This window comes from Chryseobacterium sp. 27AL, from assembly GCF_057815395.1.
Window position 1 is genome coordinate 479239 of sequence record NZ_JBYRIW010000001.1, and the last position, 16786, is coordinate 496024.

Below are 16786 nucleotides of genomic sequence, written 5' to 3' on the forward strand. Positions count from 1 at the left end.
ATAGAATCTTATATTTGTTTTATCTCTTAAATAGAAAATCGAAGAATTCTTTAAGGTAAATGAAAACTTAAAGAGAAATCTTTGCAGAATGTAATCCATTACATCTGTTGTTTTAAAAAGAGCTAAAACAAATAATCAAATAAATCACTTTCGTTAATGAAAAAGTACGTTATCGGCTTAGATTATGGGACAGATTCTGTTCGAGCCGTTTTGATTGATACGGAGAATGGGGCAGAGCTGGCGACTTCCGTAAGTTATTACCAAAGATGGAAAGAGGGAAAGTTCTGTAAGCCGGAAGAAAATCAGTTTCGTCAGCATCCGCTCGACCACATCGAAGGCTTGGAAAAAACCATTTCAACTGTTGTAAAAGAAAGTGGCGTTGCTCCTGAAAATATCGTCAGCATTTGTATTGATACCACAGGTTCATCACCGCTACCAGTGAATAAGGACGGAATTGCCTTATCCCTTTTGCCTGAATTTTCAGAAAATCCGAATGCCATGATGGTGTTGTGGAAAGACCATACTTCCATCAACGAAGCCGAAGAAATCAACCATCTGGCAAGAAACTGGGGCGGCGAAGATTATACGAAATTTGAAGGCGGAATTTATTCTTCCGAATGGTTTTGGGCTAAAATTCTTCACATCAACAGAGAGGATGAAGCCGTAAAAAATGCGGCCTACAGCTGGATGGAACACTGCGATTACCTTACCTTTTTACTTTCCGATAATCAGGATTTGGCAACATTCAAAAGAAGCCGTTGTGCAGCCGGTCACAAGGCAATGTGGCACGAATCGTGGGGCGGACTTCCTTCCAAAGAATTTTTAAATCAGTTGGATTCTTCATTAGCAGAACTGCGTGACCGATTGTACGATAAAACCTACACTTCCGACGAAATTGCCGGAAATCTGAATGAAGAATGGGCAGCAAAATTAGGCTTAACAACCAACACGGTAGTTGCTGTCGGAACTTTCGATGCGCATTCCGGAGCGGTTGGTGCAAAAGTCGAGGAAAATACGCTGATCAGAATTATGGGAACGTCAACCTGCGATATTATGGTGGCTCCCAACGAAATCATCGGCGACAAAACGGTTAAAGGGATTTGCGGACAGGTCGATGGTTCCGTTATTCCTGGATTGATGGGATTGGAAGCGGGGCAATCCGCATTTGGTGATGTTTTGGCGTGGTACAAAGACATTCTGACCTGGCCAACTCACAATATTCTGATGAATTCCAATGTCATTGATGAAAATCAAAAGCAGTTGCTAAAAGAAGAAATAGAGAACAATCTTATTCGCAATCTCACTTTGGAAGCGGAAAAAATTCCACTGTCGGAAGTTGTTCCGATTGCTCTGGATTGGATCAACGGACGAAGAACGCCTGATGCTAATCAGGAACTAAAAATGGCGATCAGCAACCTTTCCTTGGGAACAAAAGCGCCTCATATTTTCAAAGCTTTGGTGAATGCGATTTGCTTTGGAGCAAAAAAAATCGTTGACCGTTTCGAAGAAGAAGGTGTAAAAATCGAAAAAGTAATCGGAATCGGTGGCGTTGCCAGAAAATCCCCTTTCATTATGCAGACGTTGGCCAATGTGCTGAATATGCCGATTGTCGTTGCAGCATCAGATCAGGCTCCGGCTTTGGGCGCAGCTATTTATGCGGCAGTTGCAGCAGGAATTTATCCGACTGTTCAGGAAGCCAGTCAGAAAATGGGCTCCGATTTCGAAGCAGAATATTTCCCACAGGCAAAAAAGGTCGAAAAATATGCAGAATTTATGAGTCAGTATCAGATTCTTGCCGAATTCACCGAAAACAATATCAAATCAAAGAAAAAGTTGACGGTTGAAAGTTTATAGTTTTTGGAATTAAAACTCCCCGGTGAGCTCCGTAGGAGCGCCCTGTTAATAGCAAATATGTAAATATTGTCATCACAAAGAAAGCCTCGTAGAGGCGACCTGTTAAATATTTGCAATAATTACAACTAACAACCAAATTGATTCGTTGGAGAGAACCCAAAGGGTTCAATACAAATAGCCGTAGGTGAAACCTATGGAAGAAAAAACAGATTTTCAAAAAATATGCAAATAAAATGAGCATCTATAAAGAATTAAAAAGAGAATGTTACGAAGCCAATATGCAGCTCGATGCATTGAAGCTGGTCGTTTACACATTCGGAAACGTGAGCGCCGTTGACCGTGACAAAGGAATATTTGCTATCAAACCGAGCGGTGTTCCTTACGAATTATTGAAACCGGAAGACATTGTGATTTTAGATTACGATGCCAATGTGGTCGAAGGAAATTTAAGACCGTCTTCCGACACCAAAACCCATGCTTATCTTTACAAAAACTGGAAAAAAATCGGCGGAATCTCACATACGCACGCTATCTATTCCGTAGCTTGGGCACAAGCGCAGTTGGACATCCCGATTTTCGGAACGACCCACGCAGACCATTTAACGTCAGATATTCCCTGTGCACCGCCCATGCGGGATGATTTAATCGAAGGCAATTACGAGTACAATACCGGAATTCAGATTCTGGATTGCTTCAAAGAAAAAAACTTGTCTTACGAAGAAGTGGAAATGGTTCTTATCGGAAATCACGGACCTTTTACCTGGGGAAAAAATGCTGAAAAAGCTGTTTACAACAGCAAAGTTCTCGAAACCATAGCGGAAATGGCGTATCTCACAAGACAAATTAACCCAAATGCATCTCGCTTGAAAGATTCATTAATCAAAAAACATTACGAACGCAAACATGGCAAAAATGCCTATTATGGACAGTAGTTGGCGGCTGGAAATTGGCTTTTAGCTTATGGCTATCGTCTGTGTCCTAAAAAACGAACCCGAAGGGTTCAACATCAGTAGCCGTAGGTGTAACCTATGGAGGAAAATGTACAAAATCTACAGAATCCGAAGGATTCAATATTAATAGCCGTAGGTGAAACCTATGGAAAACAAATTTGTAATAAAATCATTTATCAATTATAAATCATCATTTATAAAAATATGTTAACACCTCTCAATACAAAAGAAATCTGGTTTATCACCGGAAGCCAGCATTTATACGGCCCTGAAACATTAGCCCAGGTTGCAGAACATTCAGCAAAAATCGTAGAAGCACTTAATGCATCTTCGGAAATTCCTGTAAAAGTTGTTTTAAAGCCAACAGTAAAAACGACGGAAGAAATTTTTGAAACCCTTACAGCTGCCAACTTCGCAAAAGATTGTATCGGAATCGTAACCTGGATGCACACTTTTTCACCTGCAAAAATGTGGATTCGTGGGCTGACTGCTTTACAAAAACCGATGCTGCATCTTCATACGCAGTTTAACCAGGATATCCCATGGTCTACGATGGATATGGACTTTATGAACCTGAATCAGGCTGCTCATGGTGACCGTGAGTTCGGATTTATGGTGAGCCGTCTTCGTAAAAACAGAAAAGTGGTTGTAGGACATTGGGCGGAAGAAAGAGTTCAGAAACAAATCGGAGAATGGAGTAGAGTTGCCGCAGGTTGGGATGATTGGCAAGGTGCAAAATTTGCCCGTTTTGGTGATAATATGAGATTTGTAGCCGTTACCGACGGAGATAAAGTGGAAGCGGAAACCAAGTTCGGATTTTCGGTAAACACTTGGGGAATCGGGGATTTGGTAAGCGTTGTCAATTCGATTGGCGATGGTGAAATCAAAACCTTAATTGAAGAATATGAAGCTTCATATAAAATGGCAGAATCCCTTCTTTCCGGAGGTTCAAACAGAAAATCTCTGGAAGTTGCTGCAAGAATAGAATTAGGATTAGAAAAATTCCTGAAAGACGGAAATTTCAAAGGTTTTTCCGACACATTCGAAGACCTTCACGGCTTGGAACAATTGCCTGGAATTGCCGTTCAGAGATTGATGGAAAAAGGTTACGGTTTTGCCGGAGAAGGTGATTGGAAAACTGCCGCTTTGGTTCGTGCGATGAAAACGATGGGACAAGGTCTTGAAGGCGGAAATGCCTTTATGGAAGATTATACGTATCATTTAAATCCTTCAAATCCTTCGATTTTAGGCTCGCACATGTTGGAAGTTGACCCTGTTTTGGCGGTTGACAAACCTTCTTGTGAAATTCATCCGTTGGGAATTGGCGGAAAAGCAGATCCTGTACGTTTAGTATTTAACTCAAGAGGAAATATCGATTCTTTAAATGCTGCGTTGATGGATTTCGGAAATCATTTTAGGCTGTTAATTAACAAAACAAGAGCATTGGAAATTACTGAAGAATTGCCGAAGCTTCCTGTTGCAAGAGTCCTTTGGGAACCACTTCCTGATTTGTACACTGCAGCTGAAGCCTGGATTTTGGCAGGTGGAGCACATCACACGTGTTATAGTGAAAACATCAGTGTGGAACAATTAGAAGATTTTGCAGAGATTGCAGGTATTGAATCGTTGGTGATTGATGAAGACACGAAAATCCGTGATTTTAAGAATACACTACGTTGGAATGAAATATATTATCGTTAAACTTGCAAAACTTTCTCAACAATGAAAAAAACAAGTATCAATCTGCTCATTCTTTTTGCCTTTTTATGTATTTTCGGCTGCAATAAAAAGGAAAATCAAACAAAAACTCAAGCGCAACCCATGGAAAACATACAGGTTTCAGATTACGGAGTTACCTCAAAAGGTGATTCTATCAAAAAATATACTTTGACCAATAAAAACGGGATGAAGCTGGAAGTCATCAACTTCGGCGGAATCATCACTTCACTTACCGCTCCCGATAAAAACGGAAAATACGAAGATGTCGTTTTAGGATTTACCAAGCCTGAAGATTATTTCAATGGAAATCCGTATTATTTCGGAGCCTTAATTGGCCGTTACGGAAACAGAATTGCCAATGCCAAATTCACTTTGGAAGGTAAATCGTATGACATAGACAAAAATGATGGACCAAACAGTCTTCACGGCGGAAAAGAAGGCTTTCATACCAAATTCTGGAATATTGAACCTGTAAAAGATGCAAAATTCCCGACTTTAAAACTGTCTTACACAAGCGCAGACGGTGAAGAAGGTTATCCTGGAAAATTAACGACAACAGTTTTATATACTTTGACAGACGAAAACGCTCTGGAAATTTCTTACGAAGCGGAAACGGATAAACCAACTGTTGTTAATTTAACTCAACATTCGTATTTCAATCTTTCAGGAAATTTCTCAAAAACCATTCTTGACCACGAACTACAAATCAATGCGGATAAATTTTTACCTGTAAATGAAACATTGATTCCTACTGGTGAGCAAAAAGCGGTGAAAGGAACTCCTTTCGATTTCACGGTTTCAAAACCTATCGGAAAAGACATCAATGCTGACGACGACCAATTGAAAAAAGGGAAAGGCTACGACCACAACTGGATTCTGAACGGAAGCGGATTGAGAAGCATTGCCAAAGTTTATCACCCGGAATCAGGGAGAGTAATGGAAGTATTAACTGATGAACCAGGGGTTCAGTTCTATTCAGGAAATTTCCTTGATGCAAAATTTGACACCAAAACCGGTGGTAAAAATGAGTTAAGAACAGGTTTCTGTCTGGAAACACAGCATTTTCCGGATTCTCCGAATCAACCGAATTTCCCTTCTACAGAGCTGAAACCGGGACAAAAATACCAGTCGAAAACAATTTATAAATTCTCAGTTAAAAAATAAAGTATGGGAAATTTAGCAACTCTTGATATCATCATATTTCTGGTTTATTTTGTAGTGGTTGCAGGCTACGGAATCTGGATTTATAACAGAAAAAAATCTGCAGCTACAGGCAGTAAAGATTATTTCCTTGCGGAAGGTTCACTAACTTGGTGGGCGATTGGAGCAAGTTTAATTGCTTCTAATATTTCGGCAGAACAGTTTATCGGGATGTCTGGCGAAGGCTTTTTTGTAGGGGTAGCGGTGGCTGCTTACGAATGGATTGCTGCGTTGGCGCTCATCATTATTGCGATCTGGTTCATTCCGATTTATCTTAAAAATAAAATTTACACCATGCCGCAATTCCTGGAAACCCGTTACAACAAATCGGTTTCCCTGATTATGGCGGTGTTCTGGCTGTTTTTATATGTAATTGTAAATTTAACCTCAATTCTTTATTTAGGTGCTTTGGCAATTGATACTTTGCTTGGCGGCGGCAGTCTGCATATCATCATGATCGGATTACTTCTGATGGCTTTGTTAATCGGTCTTGGCGGAATGAAAGTAATCGGTTATACCGATGTAATTCAGGTGGCGGTTTTGATCATCGGAGGTTTTGCCACAGTATATATGGCGCTTCAGATCGTTGACCAAAGAGTGAACGGTGCGGCGGTAGGAAACGCTTTGGCGGGCTTCAATACATTAATACACGAAGCACCTGAACATTTTAAATTAATGCTTGATAAACCGGCGACCACAACTACAACTTTGGCAATGCCTGAAAATCTTAACGTTCAAAAATATGTCGTTCTTCCGGGATTGGCAATGTATTTTGCCGGACAGTGGATTGTAAATTTAAATTATTGGGGCTGTAATCAGTACATCACGCAAAGAGCCTTAGGAGCTGATCTGAAAACGGCTAGAACCGGAATTTTATTTGCAGGATTCCTGAAATTATTTATGCCGATTATCGTAATGCTTCCGGGAATTGCAGCTTATGTTTTATACACGAAAGGTCATTTGCCTGGTTTCAATGGAGTGAAAGACGGTGCCTATTCTGCAATCTTAGGATTTTTACCGGTTGGTCTGAAAGGTCTTGCTGTAGCAGCTTTAACGGCGGCAATCGTTGCTTCACTGGCAGGGAAAGTAAATAGTATTTCGACGATTTTCACCTTAGATATCTATAAAAAATATTTAAAAGCTGATGCCACAGAAATTGAGATGGTGAGAACCGGACGTTGGGCAATTATCATTGCGATGTTTGTCGCTTTAGCATTTACCTGGACAGACGTTTTAGGAATTGGCGGTGAAGGTGGATTTACCTTCATTCAGAAATATACAGGATTCATCAGTCCGGGAGTTTTTGCGATGTTCCTTTTAGGAATGTTCTGGAAAAGAACGACCGGAACTGCAGCTTTGGTAGGCGTGATTTTAGGATTCGTTCTTGCGATTTTCTTCAACAGTTTTGCTGTGGATATTTTCGGAAAAGAAACTTGGCTATACACTGCTTTTACCTATGAAAAACTTGAAAACGGCGTAGTTCATACCATTACTGAAATTCCGTTTTTAATTAATATGGGATGGTCATTCTTTATCACAATTGTAGTTATGATTCTGATAAGTCTTGCCGGTCCGAAAATCAATCCAAAAGCTTTCGTTATCGACGCTTCAATGTTCAAAGTAGATAACAGAACGTTGGTTCTGATTGTAGTGACTTTACTTTTACTGACAGCACTTTATGTGAGGTTCTGGTAAAATTATCATACCCTAAAATAAATGCAGGATGCCGAAATGGTATCCTGTTTTTTTTGTCTGAAATTACAAGTAAATCTGGCTTCTCCGTAGGAGAAATGTCTGTGTAGAAACAATTTGTAAACGAAGGGGCGAACTCCGTAGGAGTTCTATCTCTATCCAATAGAATTTAAATCTTAAACATAAAACCTTCAGCAAGCTTTTTCTTATATTTACCTTCATCAAAACGGTACAGAAAAGATCCTTTTTTCGAAGATGTCATATCTTTTTCCTCCGTTTTTACGAGAATATCCAGCGCATTGATTTTACTGATGAAATTCCGTTTGTCGTATTGCTCATTGAAAATGGCTTCATAAAGACTTTGAAGATCTTTCATAGTAAACTTTTCCGGTAACAGCTCAAATCCAATAGGTCTTGTAGAAGCTCTTCTTCTTAATCGTAATACTGCATCTTTCACCATTTCGTTATGATCAAAAATGAGAGTAGGGAAATCCTGAAGATCAAACCATTTGGCGCTATACTTCTCATTAATCTGAATATTTTTCTCAATATTGATCAAAGCATAATAAGAAATAGAAATAATTCTGGCGGTCGGCTCACGGTTGATTTCGGTATATGAATTGAGCTGCTCGAGATAGATGTTTTCAAGCCCGGTAAGCGTATTCAGAACGCGATTCGCTGCTTGGTCAGAGCTTTCTTTATCATCAATAAAACCGCCCATCAGCGACCATTCTCCCAGTTTGGGTTCAAAATTTCTTTGTACAAGAAGAATTTTAAGATTTTCACCGTCGAATCCGAAAATTATACAGTCAACTGCTACCAAATGTCTGGGATATTGAGAATAATCCTGTGTCATCTTTATATTTTGTACAAAGGTAAAGTATTTAGTGTTACGACGATATAGAAATGTGTTTTTTACACTTTTTTTCTGAATTTTTTTATTTTGTTTAAAATAAGAGCTGTTGGAAATGATTTCGGGAGAAAAAAAATCCAATTTTATGTAATTTTTATCAGTAAAAACCATTAATTGAACATGAAATCAATGTTAAAATTATGTTAATTTTTGAATTTTGATTCAGTCAAGAACCAGAAAATAATTTTTTAACCTTACTATTAAAAATACGATAAGTGGTTTTTGAATTATAAATAATTTTAGTTAAACATTGTGTATTCATTTTGTATACAATCATTTAATTTTATCGATCTGATTTTCTTATGGATTCATAATCTTATTTTTTATGATAAGTTACTGAAGTTTTATTCATTTTAAATTGTATTTTAAATCTTCTGCTTAAACGATTTTGCCTTACAGATTCCTAAAATGTTTTGTATATAGATTCTTTCTTTTATTTTAGAAATGTTGAAATAACATTTATTAATGAATAAAAAATTCTCCATTATAGTATTAGGTTTTGCATCGTTGACTTTCGCACAGGTGAGTCAGAAGATCCAATATTTTCCATTGCGGGATGTCAGGCTGTCGGAAAGTGTTTTCAATAAAGCCATGCAGGCTGATAAAAATTATATCCTCTCCATGGAACCCGACAGGCTTTTGGCCCCTTATCTCAAGGAAGCAGGCTTAAAACCAAAAGCGGAAAACTATCCGAATTGGGAAAATACAGGTCTTGACGGCCATATCGGAGGGCATTATCTTTCGGCGTTATCACTGATGTACGCATCAACAGGAGATCCTAAAATCAAACAGAGACTGGATTACATGATTGATGAGCTTGACCGTTGTCAGATGTCGTCCGGGGAAGGTTATATTTCAGGAGTTCCTGCAGGCAAAAAAATTTGGAAAGAAATTTCAGAAGGTAACATCCGCGCTTCCAGTTTTGGACTGAATGACAGATGGGTTCCTTTATACAATATTCATAAAATTTATGCCGGACTTCGGGATGCTTATTGGTATGCCGGAAGCGAAAAGGCAAAAAATATGCTCGTTAAGCTTACCGACTGGATGGCCAATGAAGTTTCAGGACTTTCTGATGAACAGATCCAGGATATGCTTCGAAGTGAGCACGGTGGACTAAATGAGGTTTTTGCGGATGTTTATGAAATTACGAAAGATAAAAAATATCTTAAGCTTGCCCACAGATTTTCGCATCAGGCGATTCTTAATCCTTTGCTTCTGGGAGAAGACAAGCTTACCGGAATTCACGCCAATACCCAGATTCCGAAAGTAATAGGATATAAGCGCATCGCCGATCTTGAAAACAACCAGCAATGGAATAATGCGGCGGATTTTTTCTGGCACAACGTTACTGAAAAAAGGTCTTCTATTATCGGAGGAAACAGTGTCAGTGAACATTTTAATCCTGTTAATGACTTCAGCAGTATGATCAAAAGTATCGAAGGCCCTGAGACCTGCAATACCTACAATATGCTGAAGCTTACGAAAGCTCTTTTTGCGACATTACCCAAGTCCTATTATATGGATTATTATGAGAAAGCGCTTTATAACCATATTCTTTCTACCGAAAATCATGATAAAGGAGGTTTTGTGTACTTCACACCCATGCGTCCAGGGCATTATCGTGTATACTCACAGCCACAGACAAGTTTTTGGTGCTGCGTAGGTTCAGGACTGGAAAATCACGCCAAATATGGTGAAATGATTTATGCACATTCAGATAATGACCTTTACGTTAATCTGTTCATTCCATCAACGCTCAAATGGGCAGACAGGAAAATTTTGATCAGACAGGAAAATAATTTCCCGGAAACTCCATCCACCAAATTAATTGTTGATTTGGCGGGAAAGGGAAATTTCAACCTGAAACTGAGATCTCCGGAATGGGCTAATCCTTCTGAAGTAACCATTTCAATTAATGGAAAACAGCGACATGTACAGCCTGATGCCGACGGTTATTTTACTTTAACCAGAAAATGGAAAAAAGGAGATGTGGTCGAAATGAATCTTCCGATGCATCTTTCTGCAGAGCAATTGCCGGATAAATCAGATTATTACGCTTTTAAATACGGACCTGTTGTTCTTGCCGCTACATACGGAACAGAAAATCAACAGGGATTATTAGCTGATGATAGCCGTGGAGGGCATATCGCCCACGGACCGCAAATTCCGTTAAATGACATTCCTGTTATTTTAGGAAATGGTAAGGAAATTATTAATCACGTGAAACCGGTTAATGATAAAGATCTTACATTCAGTCTTACAGGACTTTACCCTAAAGAAAAGTTTGATAAAGGCTTTCAGCTGGTTCCGTTTTATAAAATTCAGGAAGAAAGATATATTTTGTATTGGCCACAGGCAGATCAGAATAGAATAGAAAGCATCCAGAAAAAGAAAGCGGAAGAAGAGGCCGAAACCAGAAAACTTGATCTCATCACCGCAGATAAAATTCAGCTGGGTGAGCAACAGCCGGAATCTGATCACAATTTTGAAAGCAAAGATTCAAATACCGGATATATGGAAGACCGTCATTTCCGCGATGCAAAAGGATGGTTCAGCTACAGAATGAAAAATCCGGGTAAAAATGCTGCTTATCTGTACATTTTATATTTTGATGCTAATGCAAACCGTGCTTTGAATGTAGATATTAACGGAAAAAAAGTATCTGCTAAGAAGTTCGAAGGCAAAGCAGGGAATTCACCCCAGTATATGCTTTTGCCGATTCCGGAAACAGAAAAGAATAAAGAAATTCTTAGTGTAAAATTTTATACTGAAGAGCAGATGACTACTTCAAAGATCATTGAGGTACGTCTGCTGACAAAGGATTATAAAAAATCTGATCAATAAAAATTAAAAAATCCAATGAAAATATATTGTTCTAAAACTTTATTTTTAATTATAGCCATTTTCAGTGTTTGTTTATTTAATGCTAAAGTAAAGCTTCCCGCATTGGTTTCAGACGGAATGATTCTCCAAAGAAATCAGAAACTGAAGATCTGGGGCTATGCAGATGTAGGCGAAAAGGTAAATATTAAATTTTTAAATAAAACGTATTCTACAACAGCTGATAACGCAGGAAACTGGAATGTTACGCTTCCCGAGCTCAAAGCCGGCGGACCATTTGTAATGACAATCAATGATATCACGCTTAAAGATATCTTAATTGGTGATGTCTGGGTAGCTTCCGGTCAATCGAATATGGAACTTCCGATGAGAAGGCTTACGCCGCTTTACGGAGAAGAAATGAAAATCGTTAATAATCAGAATATCAGGTTTTTTACCGTTCCTCAGCAATACAATTTTAAAACTCCTCAGAATGACCTTATTGGAGGTAAGTGGGAAGCAGCCAATCCGCAGACAATTTTGAATTTTTCGGGAGTTGCCTATTTTTTTGCTAAAAATCTTAATGGAAAAAATAAAATACCTGTAGGAATTATTCACACCAGTCTGGGCGGTTCGCCGGTGCAGGCCTGGATGGATGCAAATTCTCTTAAAAAATATCCTGAATATATCGAAGAAGCCGAAAAGTGGAAAAATGATGATTTAATTAAATCTACAGAATCTAACGAGCAGTCATTGAGCAGAGCATGGTATGCCGAACTTGATCAAAGTGATATCGGTTTAAATCAACACTGGGAAAATTTTGATCTTGATGATTCTTCCTGGAAAACAATGAATGTTCCGGGATCATGGGAAGATCAGGAAGGACCGTTTGAAGGCTCTGTCTGGTTCAGAAAAGAAATAATTCTGCCGAAAGGTTCAGCACAAAAAACAGCGTTCCTTAATTTGGGAAGAATAAAAGATGCTGATGTGACTTACATCAACGGGGTAAAAGTAGGAAACGTTACGTACGAATATCCTCCGAGATGGTATGATATTCCAGCTGGTGTTTTAAAGGAAGGAAAAAATATTATTGTCGTAAGAGTTACCAATGGCAGTGGAAAAGGACAATTCATTGCTGATAAACCTTACTACCTTGAAATAGATGGCCAAAAAATCGATCTTAAAGGTCCATGGAAATACAGAATTGGTGCGAAGATGGAAAAAATGGCTCCCGGGCAGACCTTTATCCGCTGGAAGCCGACCGGACTATACAATTCGATGATCAATCCGTTGATTAACTATAAAGTGAAAGGATTTCTGTGGTATCAGGGAGAAAGCAATACCGGAAAACCTAAAGAGTATGGTGATCTTTTAACGACAATGATCAACGACTGGCGTTCCAAATGGGATGAAAAAGAGGCACCATTCCTGATTGTTCAGCTTGCTAATTTTATGGAAGCTAAAAATCAGCCTGTGGAAAGTAACTGGGCAGAGCTCAGAGACCAGCAGCGGAAAGTTTCGCTCAATGTTCCAAAGTCCGGGCTTGCCGTAATTATAGACGTTGGAGAATGGAATGATATTCACCCTTTAGATAAAAAAACAGTAGGAGACAGGCTGGCTTTACAGGCATTAAAAATAGCCGATAACGAAAATATTATTGCAGACGGACCTGTTTACCAATCCATGAAAACTGATGGAAATAAGATTATCCTTTCCTTCAAAAAAGGAACTGATGATTTTGCACCGGTTTCAGAATTAAAAGGCTTTGCGATCAAAGGAAGAGATGGAAATTATCAGTGGGCAAAAGCCAAAATCCAGGGTAAAAATATCATTGTGTGGAATGATGAAATAAAAGATCCTGTTTCCGTACGATATGACTGGGCAGACAATCCCGACGGAAATTTAAAAAACAAAGCCGGGCTTCCCGCTTCACCGTTTACAACAGAATAAAATAATTTAAAGAAATCAAATATTTGAAATGAATAATCAGCCACAAAAAATATCGGTTATAGAAAAAGTAGGCTACAGTTTGGGAGATCTCGCTGCCAATCTTGTTTTTCAGACGCTGGTAACCTATCTCGCATATTTTTACACGGATATTTACGGATTAAAGGCAGAAGATGCTTCGGTAATCACGCTAATTGTAGGATTAATTGCCGGTTTCGGTTTCAATCCGATGATTGGAGCGTTAGCCGACCGTACCAGCACTAAATGGGGGAAATTTCGTCCTTGGATTTTATTTACTGCAGTTCCGCTAGGTATGGCCGCATTATTGGCTTTCAGTACACCAGACTTTACCTATAAGGGCAAAATGATTTATGCAGCAGCAACTTACTCATTATTGTTGTTATTGTATGCGGCTAATAACTTACCTTATGCAGCACTAAGCGGTGTGATCACAGGGGATATGGGGGAAAGAAACAGTATTTCATCCTATCGTTTTGTAGCGGTGATGTTTGCACAGTTTTTTGTTCAGGTATTTATGTTGCCGATCATTTTATCGGTTGGTCATGGTGATAAAGCTGCCGGTATCGAGACGGTGATGACCTGGCTTGCTGTAATTGGTTCTGTAATGCTTCTGATTACATTCTTCACCACAAAAGAAAGAATTATTCCTAAACCGGAACAGAAATCTACTTTAAAAGAGGATTTAAAAGATATTTTCCAGAACAGACCATGGATCATCATGCTCACCGTAACGGCTTTTATTTTCATTACGCTGGCAATGAAAGGAGGGGCGTATGTGTACTATTTTAACAATTATGTAGATGAAGCTTCGCTTAAAAGTTTTATTTCACCGATTACAGCATTTTTCAATTCAATAGGAATGAATTTCTTCGGGGAAGATCCTAAATCAGCAGGTTTCGGATTATTTAATGCAGGAGGAATTATCATGATGATTATTGGAATTACTTTCTCTAAAAGGTTTGCAGACAAATACGGAAAGCGCGACACCTTCATTGCATCACTTTTCATTTCCACTCTATTTGTCCTGTTCTTTATTTTTTACCCTCCGAAAGCAGTAGGGATTATGTTCATGTCACAGATTTTACATGGGTTCTTTTACGGGATCAGCACGCCGTTGTTGTGGGCCATGATTGCCGACGTTGCCGATTATTCCGAATGGAAAAACAACAGGAGAGCAACAGCGATTATCTTTTCTGCCATGATGGTAGGTTTAAAGGTTGGCTTAAGTATCGGAAGTTCGTTAGTAGCATTAATTATCGGCAAATACGGATATGTTTCTACGGAAGGAAGTGTAAATGTAATTCAGCCTGAAACAGTAGCGACCGGTGCTAAAATGTTGGTGAGTGTATTTCCATCGATCCCATTTTTCATAGCATGTGGACTGCTTTTATTTTACAAAATTAACAAGAAAATGGAAGTTCAGATTGAGAAAGATCTGGCGGAAAGAAGAAAACAATAATTATGAATATGAAGCGTATTATTTTATTTGGTTTAATGACCTTGGCTGTTTCAAATGTAGTAGCCCAGAAAAATGAAAATTCTCTGAAGAAAGCTTTTAAAGATAAATTTTATATAGGTACGGCCATGAGTCTTCCGCAAATCAACGGAACAGATGTGAAATCAGACAAGATTATTACTTCACAGTTCAGTTCAATTGTTGCGGAAAACTGTATGAAATCTATGTTTTTGCAGCCTCAGGAAGGAAAATTTTTCTTTGATGATGCCGATCGTTTTGTGGCTTTTGGTGAGAAAAACAACATGTTTATCATCGGTCATACACTCATCTGGCATTCGCAGTTACCCAAATGGTTTTTTGTGGACAAAAATGGTAAAGATGTTTCCGCTGAAGTGCTTAAACAGCGAATGAAAAATCATATCACCACCGTTGTCTCAAGATACAAAGGCCGCGTGAAGGGCTGGGATGTTGTAAACGAAGCCATTATGGAAGACGGAACATACAGAAAAAGCAAGTTCTATGAAATTCTTGGTGAAGAATTTATTCCATTAGCGTTCCAATATGCACAGGAAGCCGATCCGAATGCTGAATTATACTACAATGATTACAACGAATGGTTTCCTGAAAAAGTGAAAACTGTAATCAATATCGTTAAAAAGATGAAATCCAGAGGGATAAGAGTTGACGGTGTTGGTATGCAGACCCACGTAGGCCTTGACAATCCGAAACTGGAAGAATATGAAAAAGCGCTAGTAGACTATGCTTCCGCAGGAGTAAAAGTAAATGTCACCGAAATGGAAATTAGTGCATTGCCTTCACCATGGGGAACTTCTGCCAACGTTTCAGATACGGTGGAATACCAGGCAAAAATGAATCCTTATACCAAAGGTTTACCGCAAAATGTGCAGAAAGAATGGGAAAGCCGTTACCTCGATTTCTTCCGTCTGTTTATCAAACACCAAGACAAAATCAGACGAGTGACGATGTGGGGCGTTACGGATAACCAATCCTGGAAAAATGATTTCCCAGTAAAAGGAAGAACGGATTATCCATTACTCTTTGACCGAAATTTTAAAGCAAAACCTGTGGTGGAAAAAATTATTGAATTAACAAAAGAAAAGAAATAAATGGTAATTGTTGTGATGACAATTAATAACTATAGTCATCAATTATCAATTATAATTTATAAATCTATTATCAAAAAAGTCTAAACTAAAATGAACAAAGCAAAATATCTATTCCCGAAAGACTATATGGCAGATCCTTCCGTACATGTTTTCGAGGGTAAAATTTATATCTATCCTTCCCATGACCGTGAAAGCGGAATTGAAGAAAATGACAACGGTGATCACTTCGATATGAATGATTATCACGTTTTTTCTTTAGATGATGTAGAAAACGGAGAAATTACGGATCATGGTGTGGTGCTTTCCGTTAAAGATATTCCATGGTCGGGGAGACAGCTCTGGGACTGCGATGTTGCTTTTAAAAACGGCAAATATTATATGTATTTCCCATTAAAAGATAAAAATGATATTTTCAGAATCGGTGTTGCAGTGAGCGACAAACCGTACGGACCTTTTGTTCCTGAAAAACATCCGATGATGGGAAGTTATAGCATCGATCCATGTATTTTTGAAGAAAACGGAAAACATTATATGTATTTTGGAGGAATCTGGGGCGGACAGTTACAACGTTACCGGAACAATAAAGCCTTGGAATCTGCCGTAATTCCTCAGGATAATGAACCAGCTATCCCATCTAAAGTTGCTTTACTGAGCGACGATATGCTTGAGTTTGCCGAAGAGCCTAAAGATGTTCTTATCCTCGATGAAAACGGAAATCCTCTGCTTCACGGAGACAAACACCGTTTCTTTGAAGCTTCATGGATGCACAAATACAATGGAAAGTATTATTTTTCCTATTCAACAGGTGATACCCATTTACTTTGTTATGCAACCGGAGATAATCCTTACGGACCATTTACTTTTCAGGGTGAAATCTTAACACCGGTGGTCGGCTGGACGACCCATCACAGTATTGTTGAGTTTAAAGGAAAATGGTATCTTTTCTTTCACGACAGCGTTCCAAGCGGCGGAAGAACCTGGCTCAGAAGCATGAAAGTTGTTGAACTGGAATATGATGAAAACGGTAAAATAAAAACCATCGAAGGATTGGACGAAAATCAGTAAAATGCAATCAACTTTGTCA

General features: G+C 38.7%; 11 protein-coding genes. 10 read left to right on the forward strand and 1 reads right to left on the reverse strand.

The genetic code is table 11. The features are described from left to right. The first annotated feature begins 156 nt into the window (after positions 1–156). The 5 genes from AC3WV0_RS02055 (at position 157) to AC3WV0_RS02075 (ending at position 7418) form a co-directional block, all read left to right on the forward strand. Positions 157–1854, forward strand: coding sequence for a ribulokinase (locus tag AC3WV0_RS02055; protein WP_488843538.1), 1698 nt, complete (start codon positions 157–159; stop codon positions 1852–1854). A gap of 233 nt (positions 1855–2087) precedes the next feature. Beyond that, positions 2088–2786: an L-ribulose-5-phosphate 4-epimerase gene (locus tag AC3WV0_RS02060; RefSeq protein WP_488843540.1), complete on the forward strand. Its 699-nt coding sequence runs from the start codon at positions 2088–2090 to the stop codon at positions 2784–2786. A gap of 222 nt (positions 2787–3008) precedes the next feature. After that, positions 3009–4505, forward strand: coding sequence for an L-arabinose isomerase (araA, locus tag AC3WV0_RS02065; RefSeq protein ID WP_488843542.1), 1497 nt, complete (start codon positions 3009–3011; stop codon positions 4503–4505). 21 nt (positions 4506–4526) lie between these two features. Further along, a complete protein-coding gene (locus AC3WV0_RS02070; RefSeq protein ID WP_488843544.1) occupies positions 4527–5687 on the forward strand; it encodes an aldose epimerase family protein in 1161 nt (386 codons plus the stop codon). 3 nt (positions 5688–5690) lie between these two features. Then, positions 5691–7418 carry a sodium:solute symporter family transporter gene (locus AC3WV0_RS02075; RefSeq protein ID WP_488843546.1) on the forward strand — a complete coding sequence of 576 codons (1728 nt, stop codon included), beginning with the start codon at positions 5691–5693 and terminating at the stop codon, positions 7416–7418. Between the two features lie 166 nt (positions 7419–7584). On the opposite strand, the gene AC3WV0_RS02080 is transcribed toward AC3WV0_RS02075, so the two are convergent. Beyond that, positions 7585–8271, reverse strand: coding sequence for an NUDIX hydrolase (locus AC3WV0_RS02080; RefSeq protein ID WP_488843548.1), 687 nt, complete (start codon positions 8269–8271; stop codon positions 7585–7587). A 522-nt stretch (positions 8272–8793) separates the two neighbouring features. Between AC3WV0_RS02080 and AC3WV0_RS02085 the strand changes: the two genes are divergently transcribed. From AC3WV0_RS02085 to AC3WV0_RS02105, 5 genes are all read left to right on the forward strand, one after another. Beyond that, a complete protein-coding gene (locus AC3WV0_RS02085; protein ID WP_488843550.1) occupies positions 8794–11175 on the forward strand; it encodes a beta-L-arabinofuranosidase domain-containing protein in 2382 nt (793 codons plus the stop codon). Positions 11176–11190: 15 nt separating this feature from the next. Further along, positions 11191–13101 (forward strand): sialate O-acetylesterase, encoded by a 1911-nt coding sequence (locus tag AC3WV0_RS02090; RefSeq protein WP_488843551.1) that lies wholly within the window; start codon positions 11191–11193, stop codon positions 13099–13101. Positions 13102–13129: 28 nt separating this feature from the next. After that, positions 13130–14578: an MFS transporter gene (locus AC3WV0_RS02095; protein ID WP_488843554.1), complete on the forward strand. Its 1449-nt coding sequence runs from the start codon at positions 13130–13132 to the stop codon at positions 14576–14578. 8 nt (positions 14579–14586) lie between these two features. After that, positions 14587–15702 carry an endo-1,4-beta-xylanase gene (locus AC3WV0_RS02100; RefSeq protein ID WP_488843556.1) on the forward strand — a complete coding sequence of 372 codons (1116 nt, stop codon included), beginning with the start codon at positions 14587–14589 and terminating at the stop codon, positions 15700–15702. Positions 15703–15792: 90 nt separating this feature from the next. Beyond that, positions 15793–16767 (forward strand): glycoside hydrolase family 43 protein, encoded by a 975-nt coding sequence (locus tag AC3WV0_RS02105; protein WP_488843558.1) that lies wholly within the window; start codon positions 15793–15795, stop codon positions 16765–16767. The last annotated feature ends 19 nt before the right edge of the window (positions 16768–16786 follow it).